At 60.2% G+C, this 15,846-nt stretch carries 18 protein-coding genes, 1 pseudogene and 1 riboswitch; of the genes and pseudogenes, 13 read left to right on the top strand and 6 right to left on the bottom strand.

The window, feature by feature from the left end; genetic code table 11:
• Positions 1-13: 13 nt before the first annotated feature.
• The 4 genes from OKW35_RS02685 to OKW35_RS02670 all read left to right on the top strand — a co-directional run bounded on the left by OKW35_RS02685 (position 14) and on the right by OKW35_RS02670 (position 4,784).
• The gene (locus tag OKW35_RS02685; protein WP_429551171.1) at positions 14-1,483 is read left to right on the top strand and encodes a PepSY-associated TM helix domain-containing protein; all 1,470 of its coding nucleotides are present in this window, start codon (positions 14-16) and stop codon (positions 1,481-1,483) included.
• A gap of 34 nt (positions 1,484-1,517) precedes the next feature.
• Positions 1,518-1,964, top strand: a complete 447-nt coding sequence (locus tag OKW35_RS02680) for a copper chaperone PCu(A)C (protein ID WP_429551170.1) — start codon at positions 1,518-1,520, stop codon at positions 1,962-1,964.
• 295 nt (positions 1,965-2,259) lie between these two features.
• Positions 2,260-2,447: riboswitch (cobalamin riboswitch) on the top strand.
• Between the two features lie 54 nt (positions 2,448-2,501).
• Positions 2,502-3,563: a HoxN/HupN/NixA family nickel/cobalt transporter gene (locus OKW35_RS02675; protein WP_429551169.1), complete on the top strand. Its 1,062-nt coding sequence runs from the start codon at positions 2,502-2,504 to the stop codon at positions 3,561-3,563.
• Positions 3,564-4,060: 497 nt separating this feature from the next.
• A protein-coding gene (locus tag OKW35_RS02670; RefSeq protein ID WP_429551168.1) for an IS6 family transposase occupies positions 4,061-4,784 on the top strand; the annotation gives its coding sequence in 2 pieces (ribosomal slippage) (positions 4,061-4,570 and positions 4,572-4,784; 723 coding nt in all).
• 104 nt (positions 4,785-4,888) lie between these two features.
• Here the strand turns inward: OKW35_RS02670 and OKW35_RS02665 are convergent.
• Both OKW35_RS02665 and OKW35_RS02660 read right to left on the bottom strand, forming a co-directional pair.
• Positions 4,889-5,113, bottom strand: a complete 225-nt coding sequence (locus tag OKW35_RS02665) for a hypothetical protein (protein WP_146014416.1) — start codon at positions 5,111-5,113, stop codon at positions 4,889-4,891.
• Positions 5,114-5,380: 267 nt separating this feature from the next.
• Complete coding sequence (locus tag OKW35_RS02660; RefSeq protein ID WP_429551167.1) at positions 5,381-5,719, bottom strand: HNH endonuclease; 339 nt, start codon at positions 5,717-5,719, stop codon at positions 5,381-5,383.
• 91 nt (positions 5,720-5,810) lie between these two features.
• Here OKW35_RS02660 and OKW35_RS02655 point away from each other — a divergent pair, with 91 nt between their 5' ends.
• Together OKW35_RS02655 and OKW35_RS02650 are read left to right on the top strand one after the other, a co-directional pair.
• Positions 5,811-5,975 carry an IS1096 element passenger TnpR family protein gene (locus tag OKW35_RS02655; RefSeq protein WP_187638983.1) on the top strand — a complete coding sequence of 55 codons (165 nt, stop codon included), beginning with the start codon at positions 5,811-5,813 and terminating at the stop codon, positions 5,973-5,975.
• Between the two features lie 69 nt (positions 5,976-6,044).
• Positions 6,045-6,473 carry an antitoxin Xre/MbcA/ParS toxin-binding domain-containing protein gene (locus OKW35_RS02650; protein ID WP_187638982.1) on the top strand — a complete coding sequence of 143 codons (429 nt, stop codon included), beginning with the start codon at positions 6,045-6,047 and terminating at the stop codon, positions 6,471-6,473.
• Between the two features lie 604 nt (positions 6,474-7,077).
• On the opposite strand, the gene OKW35_RS02645 is transcribed toward OKW35_RS02650, so the two are convergent.
• On the bottom strand, positions 7,078-8,100 hold the full coding sequence (locus tag OKW35_RS02645; RefSeq protein ID WP_429551166.1) for an IS91 family transposase: 1,023 nt from the start codon (positions 8,098-8,100) through the stop codon (positions 7,078-7,080).
• 181 nt (positions 8,101-8,281) lie between these two features.
• Here OKW35_RS02645 and OKW35_RS02640 point away from each other — a divergent pair, with 181 nt between their 5' ends.
• The 6 genes from OKW35_RS02640 to OKW35_RS02615 all read left to right on the top strand — a co-directional run bounded on the left by OKW35_RS02640 (position 8,282) and on the right by OKW35_RS02615 (position 12,560).
• A complete protein-coding gene (locus tag OKW35_RS02640; protein ID WP_429551165.1) occupies positions 8,282-9,529 on the top strand; it encodes a site-specific integrase in 1,248 nt (415 codons plus the stop codon).
• A complete protein-coding gene (locus OKW35_RS02635; RefSeq protein WP_429355210.1) occupies positions 9,526-10,434 on the top strand; it encodes a tyrosine-type recombinase/integrase in 909 nt (302 codons plus the stop codon). The genes OKW35_RS02640 and OKW35_RS02635 overlap by 4 nt, the downstream gene beginning before the upstream one ends.
• Positions 10,431-11,186, top strand: a complete 756-nt coding sequence (locus tag OKW35_RS02630) for a tyrosine-type recombinase/integrase (RefSeq protein ID WP_429551164.1) — start codon at positions 10,431-10,433, stop codon at positions 11,184-11,186. The genes OKW35_RS02635 and OKW35_RS02630 overlap by 4 nt, the downstream gene beginning before the upstream one ends.
• 29 nt (positions 11,187-11,215) lie before the next feature.
• Positions 11,216-12,033 (top strand): IS5 family transposase gene (locus tag OKW35_RS02625; protein WP_429551163.1). Its coding sequence is split into 2 segments (ribosomal slippage): positions 11,216-11,546 and positions 11,546-12,033, totalling 819 coding nucleotides; the frame shifts between segments, so codons are not numbered across the junction.
• Positions 12,030-12,335 carry a tyrosine-type recombinase/integrase gene (locus OKW35_RS02620; RefSeq protein ID WP_429551162.1) on the top strand — a complete coding sequence of 102 codons (306 nt, stop codon included), beginning with the start codon at positions 12,030-12,032 and terminating at the stop codon, positions 12,333-12,335. The genes OKW35_RS02625 and OKW35_RS02620 overlap by 4 nt, the downstream gene beginning before the upstream one ends.
• A 54-nt stretch (positions 12,336-12,389) precedes the next feature.
• Positions 12,390-12,560 carry a hypothetical protein gene (locus OKW35_RS02615; RefSeq protein WP_429551161.1) on the top strand — a complete coding sequence of 57 codons (171 nt, stop codon included), beginning with the start codon at positions 12,390-12,392 and terminating at the stop codon, positions 12,558-12,560.
• A 124-nt stretch (positions 12,561-12,684) separates the two neighbouring features.
• Here OKW35_RS02615 and OKW35_RS02610 read toward each other — a convergent pair.
• The 3 genes and pseudogenes from OKW35_RS02610 to OKW35_RS02600 form a co-directional block, all read right to left on the bottom strand.
• Positions 12,685-12,879 (bottom strand): annotated as a pseudogene (locus OKW35_RS02610) (transposase zinc-binding domain-containing protein); the annotation flags it as partial.
• 8 nt (positions 12,880-12,887) lie between these two features.
• Entirely contained in the window at positions 12,888-13,049 is a 162-nt protein-coding gene (locus tag OKW35_RS02605) for a hypothetical protein (RefSeq protein ID WP_429551231.1), read from the bottom strand.
• 112 nt (positions 13,050-13,161) lie between these two features.
• Positions 13,162-13,884, bottom strand: coding sequence for an IS6 family transposase (locus OKW35_RS02600; protein WP_429551160.1), 723 nt, complete (start codon positions 13,882-13,884; stop codon positions 13,162-13,164).
• Between the two features lie 574 nt (positions 13,885-14,458).
• On the opposite strand from OKW35_RS02600, the gene OKW35_RS02595 reads away from it, so the two are divergent.
• On the top strand, positions 14,459-15,487 hold the full coding sequence (locus OKW35_RS02595; RefSeq protein WP_429551159.1) for a pentapeptide repeat-containing protein: 1,029 nt from the start codon (positions 14,459-14,461) through the stop codon (positions 15,485-15,487).
• Positions 15,488-15,846 lie beyond the last annotated feature (359 nt).

The raw sequence follows: 15,846 nt of genomic DNA, 5'->3' as shown, positions 1-15,846 counted from the left end.
AAAGGGGTATCTCATGTCCACTACCGCAACCGACTCGAGTTCGACACCGGTCACCGCCGTAGCTGCGAGCCGCGGCTATCGCACGCTGTGGCGCTGGCATTTCTATGCCGGTCTGTTCGTGATGCCTTTTCTCGTGGTGCTCGCATTGACTGGCACGCTGTACTGTTTCCAGCCGCAGATCGAGCCGCTGCTGTATCCGCACAGGCTCGTGGTCGAGCCGCGCGATGTGCCGCGCCTCGCCGAAGATACGTTGCTGGCGAACGCGCGCCAGGCGCTGCCGGCGGGCTCGCTAGCAACGACCGCACGCATCTCGTCGCGCGCAGATCGCAGCGCGGAGTTCATTTTCCGCCTGCCGAATGGCGAAAAGCAGAGCCTCTACCTGAATCCGTACGACGGCACGGTGCTCGGCACGCTCAGTGTCGAACACCGCTTCATGCAGATCGACCGGATGATTCACCGCAAGCTGCTGCTCGGCAAGCTGGGCGAACTGCTGATGGAACTCGTTGCGTGCTGGACGCTCGTGATGATCGGCAGCGGTATCGCGTTGTGGTGGCCCCGCGCGGGCACGACGCTGCGTGGCGCGCTGGTGCCGCGCTTCACGCTGCGCGGCCGACCGCTTTGGAAAAGCATGCACGCGGCGCTTGGCATCTGGCTCGCCGCAGGTGCCCTCGCATTCGTCGTGACCGGCTTGCCATGGACGGGCTCATGGGGCAAGCATTTCAAGTCGCTCTCGGCAAGTGTCAACCTCGGCTCTCCACCGGGCTCGTGGGGCGGACTGCCGCTACACTCGAGACTGCCGCGGGGGGCCGCTCAACTCTCAGCCGTGGTGGGCAACGCGGCCGATAGCCAGAAGGCTGGCATGGATTCGATGCCCGGCATGACGATGGACGATCTGCCGCTGCCGCAGATACCGTGGGCCGCGGGCGCAGCGACGGTACCGCAGTCGCAGGATGCCGCCCCCACGGTATGGACGCTCGGCCGCGTCGTGACGCAAATGCGTGCGCTCGGTCTGCCCGATGACTACGACGTCGCATTGCCCGCCTCCGCCAGCGGCGTATATACGGTGTCGTATTTCCCGCCGGACCCGAAGCTCGAGCGCACGGTCTATATCGACCAGTACAGCGGTGCGATCCTGAAAGATATTCGCTACGGTGATTACGGCGCGGTGGGAAAGGCGGTGTCATACGGCACGTCGCTGCACATGGGTCGCTACTTCGGCCTCGCCAACCAGATCGTTTGCGCGGGGCTCTCGCTCGGCCTCGCGACGCTTGCCTTCACTGGCTGTGTGATGTGGTGGAAACGCCGACCGGCGGGCACGCTTGGGGCGCCCGGACGTGATCGCGCCATTGCGTCAATGCGCGGCTGGAAGCTCGCGCTCGTGCTGCTCGGTGCGGTGTTTCCATTGATGGGCGTCACGCTCATCGCGGTCTGGCTGGCCGACCGCATGCTATCTGGCCGCCCGCTCCAGCCGCTGGCGGACTGAAGACGCAGTGCAACCCTGAACCCAGGAGATCAACATGAAGCCCACACTCAAATTCATTCTGTTTGCCGCGCTTTGCGGTTGCGCGGCAGGTGCTGCAGCGGCTCCCGCATCCGTGATGGTTTCGGACTGCTGGATACGCCTGCTGCCGGGCGATTTACCATCGGGCGGCTATTTCAGCGTCATGAACATGAGCGGGAAGCCGATCGACCTGACCGCCGTGCAAACTGACGCGTACGGCATGGCGATGCTTCACCAGACGCAGAGCAACGGCAGCACGTCTAAAATGGTGATGGTCCATAAGGCAACCGTGCCTGTGAACGGCACGCTGTCGTTCACACCGGGCGGATACCACGTGATGCTGGAACAGCCGAAAAAGCCGCTCAAGGTGGGGATGTCGATTCCGTTCTCCTTCACATTCAGCGACGGCGAGCAGGTGAAGGCCGAGTGCGAGACGAAAAGTCCTGCAACAATGGATCACTGAGCTGCCCTTCGTTCGGCGCGCGGTCCGATTGAAACACCCGGCGGGCGCCGCACAAACCCCAAATTTCGACCGGAGCAATGTATGCGTGCTGTCGATCGGTTGACGCGTGCGACGTTCCATCTGAATGTGGGCGCCATGCTGGCCGCTACGGTGCTCTTCGTCCCTGTCCTTGCATGGCTGCGGTCGACCGGCGAATCCCGCGCCGCGCACCTGAACTGCGAGCCGTGCCCGCGCCTTCGTCACCAGCGCCTGCTCAGGATGCCGGTGAGGGAAGCTGTCCGCGCCAGTTCTGCGCGATAATCGGCGATGCGATGGCTGCCGCAAGGCATTAATAGGGAATATGGTGAGGCGACTGCCAAGGCCATAGCTGTGCCCGCAACTGTGAGCGCGAAGTCCGACGCCATGAAGCCACTGGGCAACCGGGAAGGCGACGCCGGACGATGACGCGTGAGCCAGGAGACCTGCCACGCCCGGGATGCAAACGCGCCCGGCCCAAGCCGCCCGTATCGGGAGGTTCAACTGGCATGCGAGGAATTCATGCAACGGCGCTATCTTTCACATCTTTTCGACGACGGTCCGCATGCGCTACGCGGCAAGGTCATCGGAATCTTGTCACTGCTCATTGCAGCCAATATCGGCATCTGGATCTGGGCACTGACCGCACTTCATGGCCGGTCCGCCCTGATCGGTACCGCGTTGCTTGCCTACACGTTCGGCTCGCGTCACGCGGTCGACGCCGACCACATTGCAGCGATCGACAATACGACGCGCAAACTGATGCAGGGCGGAAAACGGCCGGTTGCCGTGGGGTTTTTCTTTTCGCTGGGTCATTCGACGATCGTCATCGCGCTGTCGATTGCCGTTGCTTTCGCAGCGGTTACGCTGAAAGCGCGCTTCGAAGGCATGAAAGCGATCGGCAGCGTAATCAGCACCTCCGTTTCAGCAGGCTTCCTGCTGGTGCTGGCAATCGTGAACGTGATGATTCTCGTATCGGTCGTGAAGACTTTCCGGCGTGTCCAACGCGGCGAGCGCCTGGTCGAGGAAGATCTCGACATGCTGCTCAACAGGCGCGGTTTTCTGTCGCGAATCTTTCGTCCGCTGTTCCGGCTCGTCTCGCGTAGCTGGCATATGTATCCGATCGGCTTCCTGTTCGGGCTGGGCTTCGATACCGCCACGGAAGTCGCGCTATTCGGCATTTCAGCCGCTCAGGCGGCCAACGGCATGTCGCTCGCGACGATTCTGATTTTTCCGGCGCTTTTTACCGCTGGCATGTGCCTGATCGATACTATCGACGGCGTACTGATGCTCGGCGCCTATGGCTGGGCGTTCATGAAGCCGGTTCGCAAGCTCTACTACAACATCACCATCACGTTCGTGTCGGTGGTCGTGGCCGTGTTGATCGGCGGCATCGAAGCGCTGGCACTGATCGCCGACAAGCTGGATGTGAAGGGTGGCTTCTGGGATATCGTCGGCGCCGCGTCGGACAATTTTGGCTTGCTCGGCTACGCGGTGATTGGCATCTTCGTCGTCAGCTGGTTGGCTTCTGTACTGTTCTACAAGCTCAGGCGCTACGACGATTTGCCCGTCAATCTCGGCTGATCAAGATTGGTTCAGACGCATCGACGGTCCGAGGTAAGAGTGCGGACGATCGGAGCCGTATGGTGGAGTGCGAAGCGCGGATACTGGCTGAGAACCTGTCCACGGCTTCGACAACCAGCGATCACTCGCGCGACAATGGCGATCCGGAAGAGCCTGAACGTGCCGGGCATTGGGCATTGAACGGATGCGCTTCTGACACCAGCCGATTGAGGCGCGCACCCGCATCGAAGCCCGAATTACGGCCCACCACGACGGCTTGGGTCTTTGTGCTCTGAATGTATTGTTATGGTTGGGCTTCGGCCGCTCCTTCTTCGCGGATAAATGACTGCTGAGGGTCGACTCCTGCCCGACGTGACCGATCAAGGCCGGGCGACTCCGCCGGTTCTACGTCGGGCGGTGGTCGGCCATCTTCTGCCGTTCGCTGACGCACCAAGCCGGGGCTCTGTCGCGCTAAGGCGATCAGGTAAAATTGATCGACCCAAATTGATACGACCAGAATGGCTATGACGGGCAAGACGCCGCGTAAGACGTTGCCGCCGGGAATCACCAAGGTGCTGAAGCGACTGCATTACCCGCTGGACGTGATCCTGCTATGCGTGCGGTGGTATGTGGCCTATTCGCTTAGCCTGCGTGATCTTGAGGAGATGATGGCCGAGCGCGGCTTCGAGGTCGACCATTCGAGCGTGCATCGTTGGGTCATCAAGCTCGTACCGTTGTTCGAGAAAGCCTTTCGCAAACACAAACGTCCGGTTGGCAAGAGCTGGAGGATGGATGAAACCTACGTCAAGGTGCGCGGCCAGTGGAAGTACTTGTATCGCGCTGTGGACAAGGCTGGCAAGACCGTCGATTTCCTGCTTCGGGCCCATCGTGACAAGGCTGCCGCCCGTCGTTACTTCGAGAAAGCCATTGCTCAGAACGGCGCGCCTGAGACCGTTACCATGGACAAAAGCGGCGCCAATCTGACCGCCATCCAGAGCATCAACGCTGAACGGGAAACGCCCATCAGAGGTCCGTCAGGTCAAGTATCTGAACAACATTGTCGAACAGGACCATCGTGCCATCAAGCGCATCATCAAACCGATGATGGGCTTCAAGAATTTCCGGTGCGCCCGCATCATTCTGTCAGGCATCGAAGTGATGAACATGATCAGAAAAGGGCAGATGAAGGACGACGGAGTCGCGCGAACCGTCGCCGCCCAGTTCTATTCGCTGATGGTATAAGGAATCCTTACCATAGTCGGATTTTTCGCCCTCGTCGACCTTATCGCGACACAACCGTTTTTCTTTGCCTGCGGGGCGCGGGCTACATACAGCGGTGGAGTCGCTCAGCCGTTCCACGACTCGACGTTCAGGACGATCCGTGCGACCGGGTTGGCCTCTGCGGACTGTGGAGCGAACTTGATCTGGGCGAACGTGACGACGCCGAGAGCGACGACCAAAAGCGCTCCGGACGCGGCGATGCGGGGAAGGTATTTCACAGAGACCTCATTTTGATGGCTAACCAGGAACCGGCGAAGCTGACAGGCGTGTCGAATCACCTTCAGCGGCATGTCTGTCCGCCAACCGGGCAACGCCGGACACGGTCGTCAGATCGCATTTGCCGATTGGACGGGGCTTGTGCAGTGCACTATAAATGGTTTATTCGCGTGCGCAGTGCGACACCCTGTCGCCAGCGGATTCTTAATTGCTTGAGCGTTTCGTGTATGAAAGATTTCTGTAGGCCGTAACGTGCCGTCATGCTATGTGGGCGATTCTCGCAGGCACGGACGATGTCGAGGTGGCCGCCTCGACAGGCTCCCCGCTGGAGCCCGCTAGACCTAGGCTACATTGCGCAGCTTGGAGCTGCGCTCTGCTTGCTTCTCGAGGAAGCGCTTGTAGTGCGCCTCCAGGTAGACCGCCTGTTCTGCATTGGGCGTCTTGCGCAGACGGGTATGGTCACCCACCGGACGGGCACGTTCCGCCTCGTCGATCGCATCAGAGAAGAGCAGATTGCCGGTCTTGGGGTGGACTGACATAAGGTAGCCGTCGTAGACCTTGTCCAAAGTGCCCGCGAGCAGCAAGCCATTGCTCGGGTCCAGCTTCTCTACATCGGTGCTGTCCTTCCATGGCTTGGCATGACTCGCGACCAGCGCTCTCAAGGTGTAAGCGCCGGTCACTGCACACTGGCCCTCCCAGGAGACCGCGCCGAAGCTGGGGCTGAAGTCGGATCCCAGCGAACATGGCCGATGCGGAGCTTATAGTGGGTCGATGGACTCCGACCCTTCCGATCCGGCTTCCGTTCTCCAGTCGCGAGTCAGTCTGCGCGGCGTCAGCCCGCCGGTCTGGCGGGGACTCCTGGTTCCCGAGCAGATCACGATTGCGCAGCTGCATCAGGTGATGCAGCTCGCCATGGGCTGGAACGACGAACATTGAAGATGGGTTTGCGGCCGGTATCAATTGCGCTATGATTAGGTATCAACTGATACTTTAATCGGGAGTCGCATGTCACTGATTACGCCTGAAGCAGTGGCCGCGGTCATGGAACTGCGGCAGGTCCCGCACACGCTCGCGGAACTCGAGGCACTTGTCCGCGACGGCCTGCCCAAGTCCGCGCTGCGAGCGGGCGTCGAACATGCGACGCAGGGTACCGACGCCCGGCGTGCGCTACTTGCCCGCATCATCCCCGAAGCGACCTATAAGCGGCGTCGCGATCGGCTGACGCCAGACGAATCGGAAAAGACTGAGCGGCTGGCCAGGATCGTCGCGACGACGGCCTACGTCTGGAACGACGAAGAGGACGCGCGGGAATTCCTGTCGACGCCGCACCCGGAGCTCGAAGGGAGGGCGCCGCTCGATGTTGCGCTGACCGAGCTCGGCGCGCGCCGGGTCGAAGAGCTGCTCTGGAAACTGTTTTATGGGTTGCCGGCGTGAAGGTGTGGGACGAACGCCTCTTTGTGATGCCGTCGGTCGGACATTCCTAGATTGGTATCCCGGTGACTTCCGTGCAGATTACGACGGTAGCGTGATCCAGGCGCGACAAGGGTTTCTGGTCTGCCCCTGTATTAATATTTAATAAAATCAAATAGTTGCTGTCTGGTCTTTGTGTGTCACATGAAGACCGGGCGGACGGCGCTCGCCCAGCGGACCTGGGCTCTGACAGGGTCATTGGCTATTGTTTTGCCACGATAAGGCAGAGGATTTTTAGCGAAGCGCAGACGGCGCACGAGGCGCGCGTTGGCACAACGTGCGGGCCGTCTGTGCTTCGCTAAAAATTCTTTGAGCTAAACCGCTCCGCAGACGGTTGGGCTATGGGCATTGAATCGAAGCGCGCTTGCGATGTTCACGACGACAGTATTCGCAGCGTCCGGGATGAACGGTTGGCGGTCCGGGTTGAGCAAGGAATGTCCGCGCAACGCAGACGATGAACAATCGACGCGGGGTGCGTGCGTGGACGGTCGGCGCCGTCTGGCCAAGCGTGTCCAACGGTGCCTGCGGGACGCGCTGGAACCGGTGTTGCAGGAGAAGGGGTCGAGATTCATCGGGAATTCGCCGGTGGTGCTCGCGGCGGCGCACAGGGTAACAGCCGGTCGATGCACAGCATGCGCCCGCGCGAGCACACCGGACAGTCGCGGAGCGAGCGGCCTGTGAGTTTCGCGTAGCGGTCGCGATAGTCAGGTTCGGGAACGCTGCAGGCCATGGCGGTGGGTTCGACGTTGAGCAGATGACGGCATACGGTCAGCCGGGGCTCACGCAGGCGATTGCTGAGCAACCCGTAGTGGCGGATGCGTTGTAGCCCACGCGGCAACACATGCAGCAGGAAGCGCCGGATGAATTCGTGGGCGTCCAGGTGCATCACGCGCGGCCGGCCCGGATGACGATAGTCCTTCCAGCGGAACGTGACGTGGTCGGCGCTCAGGCCGACGAGGCGGTTGTTGGAGATCGCGACGCGGTGTGTGTAGCGGCCGAGGTAGTCGAGGACCTGCTGCGGGCCGCCGAACGGCTCCTTTGCATAGACCACCCACTCGGTGTGCCGCGAACCGGCCAGGTAGCGGGCAAATTCGCGTCGTTCGGCCAGGTGCGCCAGCGAGGAGAAGAACCGCAGTTCGCCCACGTCGAAGGCGTGCTGCAACCGTTCGAGGAACAGTCGCCGGAACAGACGCGAAAGCACCCGCACGGGCAGGAAGAAACCAGGCTTGCAGGCTACCCAGCGGCTGCCGTCGGGTGCGAGGCCACCGCCCGGGACGACGCAGTGCAGGTGGGGATGATGCACAAGATTCTGCCCCCACGTGTGCAGGATCGCGATGAAGCCGATGGTCGCGCCGAGATGGCGTGGATCGGAAGCGATCGTCTGTAGCGTTTCGGCCGTGGCCTGAAACAGGATGTCGTAGACCACGCGCTTGTTCTGGAAGGCGACCGACGCGATCTCCTCGGGGATGGTGAAGACAACATGGAAGTACGGTACGGGCAGCAGGTCGGCCTGGCGGTCCTCGAGCCATTGCGCGCGGGCGAGCGACTGGCACTTCGGACAGTGCCGGTTACCGCAGGTAACGGAGTGCACTCCGTTACGTGCCTTATGGGAAGTTCTGTCTAACGGGGAGTTGCAGATCAGATTCGACACGAATGCGGCTGGCCGCGTCGGTTTGGTGTCTGGTTGGTCGTCGGTCAACTCCCCATAAAATCTCGGTTCTCCTTTGCTATGGTCGTCTGGCCTTCCCCGGCAACCCTCATAGGAGGACGTGATGCTAGACACCTACCTGGTAGCACCCAAAACCCTGAAACGCCTGCGCTCGGGGCCCAGCGGAGCCTTCATTGATGACTTTGCTGATGCGCTCGAACGGGACGGATACTCCGCGGCCAGCGCCGTACGTTATCTGCGAGCCGCCGACCATCTGGGCCGCTTCATGCTGGCGCACGGCGGCACCCTGGCCGATGCGGATCCACAGACTCCAGAAATCTTCTATCGTCATCTGCCTACCTGCACCTGTCCGGAAGCAAAAGGAGGTAAAGCCAACCACCATCTGTATTTCGGTGCCAAGCGCTTTCGCGAATACCTGATTGAGATCGGCGTCTGCCAGGACAACAAGCCCTCGATTGCCGAGATTCGAGAGCCGGCAATCGTGAGCGGTTTCCGGCGATGGTTGCACACGCACCGAGGCGCGAAAGCGTCGACCATTCGGCTCTACTGTCGCGATGCCGCAGTGATGGTGGAGGTGCTTGGTAGCGACGCGACCCAGTGGGACGCAAAGCACATGCGCACGTTCCTGTTGAACAGTGCCTGCAACTGTGGCATCGGTACCGCAGAAAAGCTGGTCACCAGCGCGCGGGCCTTCCTGCGTTATCTCGGTGTTGAGGGTTTATGTCGCGCCGGACTCGATCAAGCGGTTCCGGCGTTGGCGCACTGGCGCCTGGCGACACTGCCACGGTGTCTGAGCGCTGACGAAGTTGACCGTCTGATTGCCGCATGCGATGGCAATTTACACGGGCGCCTTCGCGATCGCGCGATTGTCCTGTTGCTGGTGCGACTCGGGGTTCGCGCTGGTGACCTGGCGAACCTTCGCATGAGCGATATCGAGTGGGAAACCGGGACACCGCGCGTCTCGGGAAAGGGGCGCTATGAAGTTCGTCTGCCGCTGCCGCAGGATGCCGGTGAGGCACTTCTGCGGTACATCGAGTCGCGACCTCGAGTTGCCTGCAGCGACCACGTCTTTGTTCGAAACATCGCCCCTTTCAAGCCGTTTATCTCAGGCGATTGCATATCGTCGGTAGTGAAGCGCGCACTAAAACGTGCCGGGGTGAGTTCGCCCGCCAAAGGCGCCCATCTGCTGCGCCACACAGCGGCGACCGAGATGTTACGTCATGGGCTTCCCCTCGACCAGATTGGCCAGGTCCTGAGGCATCGCGGCATCGACACCACGGCCTATTACGCCAAGGTCGACGTCGCGCTGCTCAGGCAAGTCGCGCAGCCATGGCCGGAGGTGACGAAATGATGCCGGCCGTGGAGTCCTATCTTGCCGCGCGGCGTGCGGCCGGCTTCAAACTACTGAACGCAGACTATCTGTTGCACAGCTTCGCGTGCTTTGCCGTCAAGCGCGGTGAAACGCACGTTCGCGCGCAAACCGCAATCAACTGGGCCGCTGAGGCTGCGTCGGTGGCCCAGCGTGACGCGAGGCTAAAGACCGTGTGTCGGTTCGCCCGGTATCTGCGTACCGAAGATCAAAGCCATGAGCTGCCGCCCGCCCGGTACTTTGGCTACCGAAAGACACGCCGCGTCCCGTTCATCTACTCGCGCGCCGACATCAAGCGCCTGGTCAACGCAGCCTTGCAATCGGGTCCTCGCGATATGTTGCAACCACAAACGTATGCGACATTAATCGCCCTGCTGTCAGTCACGGGCATGCGGATCTCTGAGGCCCTGAACCTGCGGCGTGCCGACATTACACCCGAAGGATTACTCATTCGAAAGAGTAAATTCCAGAAGACCCGTCTGGTTCCACTTCACGAGACGGCGGCGGAGGGTTTGCAGGGGTACTTGACCCTGCGGCTGCAGGCCCGTCCGGGTGACGACCATGTGTTCGTTGATGACGATGGTCGACCACTCAGATATACGGTCGCTTACTGGACGTTCCAGAAGCTGTTGAAGATTGCCGGCATCGGCACCACCCACAACGGCCACCGTCCCCGCCTGCATGAGCTCAGGCACACGTTCGCCGTCAGGGCACTGGAGGTGAGCCCGGAAGGCCGGGACCGCGTTGGGCGGCACATGTTGGCCCTTGCGACCTACATGGGTCACGTCAACATCAACGCCACCTATTGGTATCTGGAGGCCACTCCCGAGCTTCTGCATGACATTGCTGTCGCCGCAGAGGGGTTTCTCACTGGAGAACAGAAATGATCCCGATCGCACCGCACATTGTGGCATTTCTTCGTCAAAACCTTGCTCATGAGAGAGGCGCCAGCCAACACACCTGCGACTCCTATGCTTGCACCTTTCAGCTCCTGTTCGAGTTCGCCGCCGGGCGACTCAGGATGACGCCGTCGTCGCTAGCGCTGGAGCAGCTCGATGCGAGACTGATCAGCGACTTCCTGGAATATCTGGAAGATACGCGCCAGAACTCGCCTGGGACTCGCAATGTCCGGCTGGCTGCAATCAGGTCATTCTTCCACTTCCTTGAGTATCGCGAGCCCGCGATACTCGAGCAGGCGCGACGAATCCTGGGCATTCCCTACAAGAAAACTGATTCCCGGTTAGTGCCTTATCTGGTCGAGGAAGAGGTTCAGGCCCTGCTCGATGCGCCCGATCCATCAACGCGCGAGGGGATCCGGGACCGGGCGATGCTGCATCTGGCCATCTGCGCCGGACTGCGTGTATCGGAACTGACGGGTTTGCAAGTCGCCGATGTTGTGTTCCCGTCGATGAGCATTCGTGTTCACGGCAAGGGTCGGCGGGAGCGCGCGTTGCCCCTGTGGAAAACGACCACTAACGCGTTGCGTGCCTGGATGGCGGTACGGGGAACTGCTGCAGTACCGGAATTGTTCGTCAATGCTCGCGGTGAAGCAATGAGTCGCTGGGGTTTCGCGTATATCCTTAGAGGCCAGTTCAAAAAGAGCCCGGAAGGGCTGTTTACTTTTCCACGAAACGGTTAACCTTGGATGCCTAAACAACGGATCAAGGAATGCCGGCACCTATCATCGATGACGAACTGTGGGCACTGATCGAACCGCTACTTCCACCGCCCAAACCGCGACGCAAGCGCTACCCTGGACGGCTGCCGGTCTCGGACCGTGCAGCACTCAATGGCATCCTGCTCGTGCTGAAGACAGGGATGCGATGGAACCTTCTGCCGACCCGGCTGGGCTTCGGCTCTGGAGCGACTTGCTGGCGTCGGTTGCACGACTGGCAGCAGGCCGGTGTGTGGGACAAACTGCACGGGCTACTGCTCGACAAGCTTCGCGAATCTGGCCAGCTCGATTTGTCATATGCGGCTGTCGATTCATCGTCCGTGCGAGCCGTTGGGGCGGGCCAAAAACTGGGCCAAACCCCACCGATCGCGCACGACCAGGGTCCAAACACCACGTCCTCGTAGACGCGAACGGCGTTCCTGTCAGCGTGATCGTGACCGGCGCGAACCGCAACGATGTCACGCAACTGCTGCCGCTGGTCGACGCTATCCCGCCGATTCGCGGCACTCGCGGCCGACCGCTTCGCAAGCCCAAGGTCATCTACGCCGACCGTGGCTACGACTCCGACCCGCATCGCCGCAGACTTCGCGAGCGCGGCATCAGACCGGTCATCGCCAGGCGCCGCACCGAACACGGCAGCGGCCTCGGCAAGTTCCGTTGGGTCGTCGAACGGACTCATTCGTGGCTCCATGGTTTCCGTCGTCTTCGCATTCGGTTCGAACGCCGATCTGACATTCACGAAGCATTCCTCAAACTGGCCTGCTCACTCGTCTGCTGGAACATCTTCGGCCGAACTGAGCGGCCTTTTTGAACTGGCCTTTTAGATACCACGCTGAGACAGCTCGTCATACGTGTCCCTCGCTATCGAAGAAGCAGGTATCACCACACGTGTTGAGGCACACCTGCGCAATGATAGTACTACGAAGCACTCAGGATATTCGGAAAGTGTCCTTATGGCTCGGGCATAGCGATCTGGCGACCACTGAAATCTACACTCGCGCTGATCCAACTGAGAAGCTCGAAGCCCTCAACGCGATCGTCCCACCGCATCTGCGCAGGGGTTCGTTTCGGCCATCCGATAAGGTAATCGCGATGCTCAGGGCCAAGCTTTAATGGAGAGTCAATGGGGGTGGTGAGTCCGCTTCGCGCTAGCTCCGGGCCAGAAGAGTGTTTATCCCGAAGGCCAATGGCAAGCTGAGGCCACTGGGCATCTCGACCCTGCGAGACCGGGTGTGCATGACAGCAGCGATGCTGGTGCTCGAACCGATCTTCGAAGCCGACCTTCCATCCGAGCAGTACGCCTATCGGCCGGGCCGCAATGCCCAGCAAGCGGCCTGAGCGCAAGCGCCAGTTCGCCGAGCCACCTCTGCACCCCATACGCTTCGACCTCCGCGAAGTCTTGCCGATCGACACCCGGCGCGCCCTTGTTATCCTCTCCCCGTTAGACAGAACTTCCCATAACGCAGGAGTTATAGGCGATGCGCTGATGTCCGCATGTGTCGCACTGTTCGACGTGGCCACCGAGCGCTGCGGTACGACACTGCTCGATCGCGCTCATGACGCGACGCTGCTCCCGGCTGAGCGAGTCGACATGGACTTCCCGATACGTTGGCCCGTGGCGACGCAGAACGTCCGCCAACTCCAGTGCGGCGCGCATGATCGCGCTCAGCTTACGGACGGCGGCGCGGAGCAGATCGATGTAGGAGATTGTAGAGGCAGTCGGTCGAACGGACTGGTCGTCGCGCAGACGGTGCTGGTTGCGACCTTCAGATAGCGCGACGTGGTGGCGAGGCTGCGATGGCCGAGCAGTAACTGGATGGTCCGCACATCGGTACCTGATTCGAGCAGGTGCGTCGCGAACGCGTGACGCAAGGAGTGCGGAGGGTTCTGTCGCGCTAACGATTACAGCTTGAGTAAAGCGTGATATCAGTAGGACTACTTACACTGCCAACGAGTAGAATTGTTCGGCTGCAGTCGAGGCGACGACATCGTCACACAACTGCCCCTTGCGGATCATGTGTGCGATCTCTATGCCAGACAGGATGATGCGCGCACAGCGGAAAGCCTTGAACCCCAGCATCTGTTTGATGATGCGTTTGATGGCACGGTGATCCTGCTCGACGACGTTGTTCAGGTATTTGTTTTGACGGACCTTGATCGGTGTTAAACGCTCGGCATTGAGCGCTTCAAGCGCAGCCAGATTCGCGCCGCTGCAGTCCACGGTGATTGTCTCGGGGTCGCCGTTCTGTTCAATCGCCTTCTCGAAGTAGCGGCGCGCCGCGGCCTTGTCCCGATGGGCGCGCAGCAGGAAATCCACCGTGTTACCTGTCTTGTCGACGGCACGGTACAAGTATTTCCATTGGCCTTTGACCTTGACGTAGGTCTCATCGACGCGCCAGCTCTTGCCCACAGGCCGTTTGCGTTTGCGGAATGCTTTTTCAAGCACCGGCAGCAGCTTGATAACCCACCGGTGCACGCTCGAATGATCCACCTCAATACCCCGCTCGGCCATCATTTCCTCGAGGTTACGTAGGCTCAGTGAGTACGCCACGTACCACCGCACGCACAGCAGGATCACGTCCAGCGGGTAGTGCAGCCGCTTCAGTACCTTGCCAATGCCAGCGGGCAGCGTCTTGCGTGGCGCCTTCGTCTTTGCCATCATGCTTCTCATGCGTTGCGGTCGACGGATTTTACTTGACCGCGTTAATGCGACAAAACCCGCTGGTCGGGGTTCCTACGGCAAGTTGCGCGCGGGATGTGCACTCATTGGTTCATCGCTTTGAACGTGCTGGCGCTTTTCATTGCTGGCGTTGCATGCTTATTTACTACCCGCGATTCACTCGATGAGCTTGACGTATTCAAAGCGATATTCGCGTTCACTGTATTTGGCTTGTTCGTGATCTGGGTGGTGACGGCCGCAGTACTGCGGTGGCGATTCATCAGAAGGCGGCGTCGAGCACTCGGCCCACGGGAACAAATCAATGCGTCGATCGAACAGCGAGGGGTCGGTGCTTTCATTATCGCGGTCGCACTAGGTTGCGTTCTGCCCCTCGCACTCGTTGTCACGGGCGAGTCGTTGGAAGTTTCGACTATAGGTGAAACGACCTTAAGCAGGATCAACGCATTCAGGGAGCTCAACGCCGAAGGAAAGACTCTGCTCGCAAAACCCCCGAGTGCTGAAGTATTGGACAGCCTCCGGGGCAGTCTTACGCAGAGGTTGAACGGCTTGAGCAAGGGTGGACAGGCTGATCCTCTCCGAGCGGAATTTCCGAGGCGCGAACTTCGAGTCGGCCATTCTGACGGGTGCAGATTTTCGCCATGCTGACCTCGAAGGCGCGTCGTTCGCCGACGCGCACATCGAAGGTGCTCAATTTGACTGGGCAAATCTGACCGGCGCCGTTTTTTGGTTTAGTTTTGCGGAAGCTTCAAATTTCAGCCACGCAACTTCACCCGGAGCGAGGTTCGAGGGAGCACGTCTGGAAGCGGCGAACTTTTCCGATGCGCATATGGAAGCCGCAGAATTTTCGGGCGGGGCGGAAATGGTTGGTGCCATTTTCAATAGCGCCGAGCTAGGCGGGTCCACCTTCAGGGGCGCGCATTTGAAAGGATCGTCCTTTTCATGCGCCAAGATGGCCGGAGTAGATCTTAGTTACGCTCAGCTGTTCGATACCGACTTTGACGGAGCTGAAACGCCGTTGATAGATCTTCGCGGTACGCTATGGGATGCATTCTCTTCGAGTGAGCGCGAGACTTTGAGCGCGTCGAAATCCGCGGTGCGCTACGAGCGCAATGCGTACGGGTTAGATTATTGCAGGGCGCCCGACAACTCACAGCGCCGCTTCGACTCATGCTTGACCGACACTACCCATTCCACTCAATTCGTCTGTTTCAAGTCGTGGTATCCGGCAGGCATCGAGGGGTACCGGAAGCAGTTATATGGCCTGCTCACAAAGTTAGCGTGCTCCGACGCGATAAAGGCAACGGCGCTTCTGCGAAACGTATATCAGAGTCTACGGGCTGCCGAACCGGATTCCCGACTCGAACACGAGTTTCTACTTCTTTTGTGGAACCGGCGGCAAGATCCGAACTGCCAAGGTGTGCAAAATATAGCCGCGCTGGAGCTTATGTTGAATGCCGATCCTAGCCTCGTGGACAAATTGCCGAGCGGTCCCAAAGCCAAAGAACGACCCGCTTCCGGTTCCGTGCCGCTTAATGAGCGGCGGCAATACTTCGGGCTTACCTTTGCTTGGGAGGCCTATTGGTGACAGGCCAACGCGAGCGACATTCAAACGTTCATGGCGACCGGGAATACTCGAGCGGAAATCTTTGCCTTGCCGTATCCCGTTCCCATCCCACCAATCCCGATTCGCATGGCGAGCCCCACCTCGCTAGGGAGATGTTACTCGCGTGGCAGAAAACTCCAGCATCAACGGTTGATGCTGGATCGCAATAACGCTGCTTGAATCGCGACGTATCTGACGCAGCATCAGCGGCCTACCCTCGTTGGGCGGACAGGCTGATTACAATTTGCCCATCGCTGTCGATCCTAACAACACCAATACCTTGTACCTAGCGGGGTCCGCGTACGCGGCTGACGTTGTAGAAGGCGACCGTCAGATTCTGA

This window comes from Paraburkholderia sp. MM5477-R1, assembly GCF_050436385.1.
Lineage (GTDB): Bacteria > Pseudomonadota > Gammaproteobacteria > Burkholderiales > Burkholderiaceae > Paraburkholderia > Paraburkholderia tuberum.
This window is presented reverse-complemented; position numbering and strand designations above follow the sequence as displayed.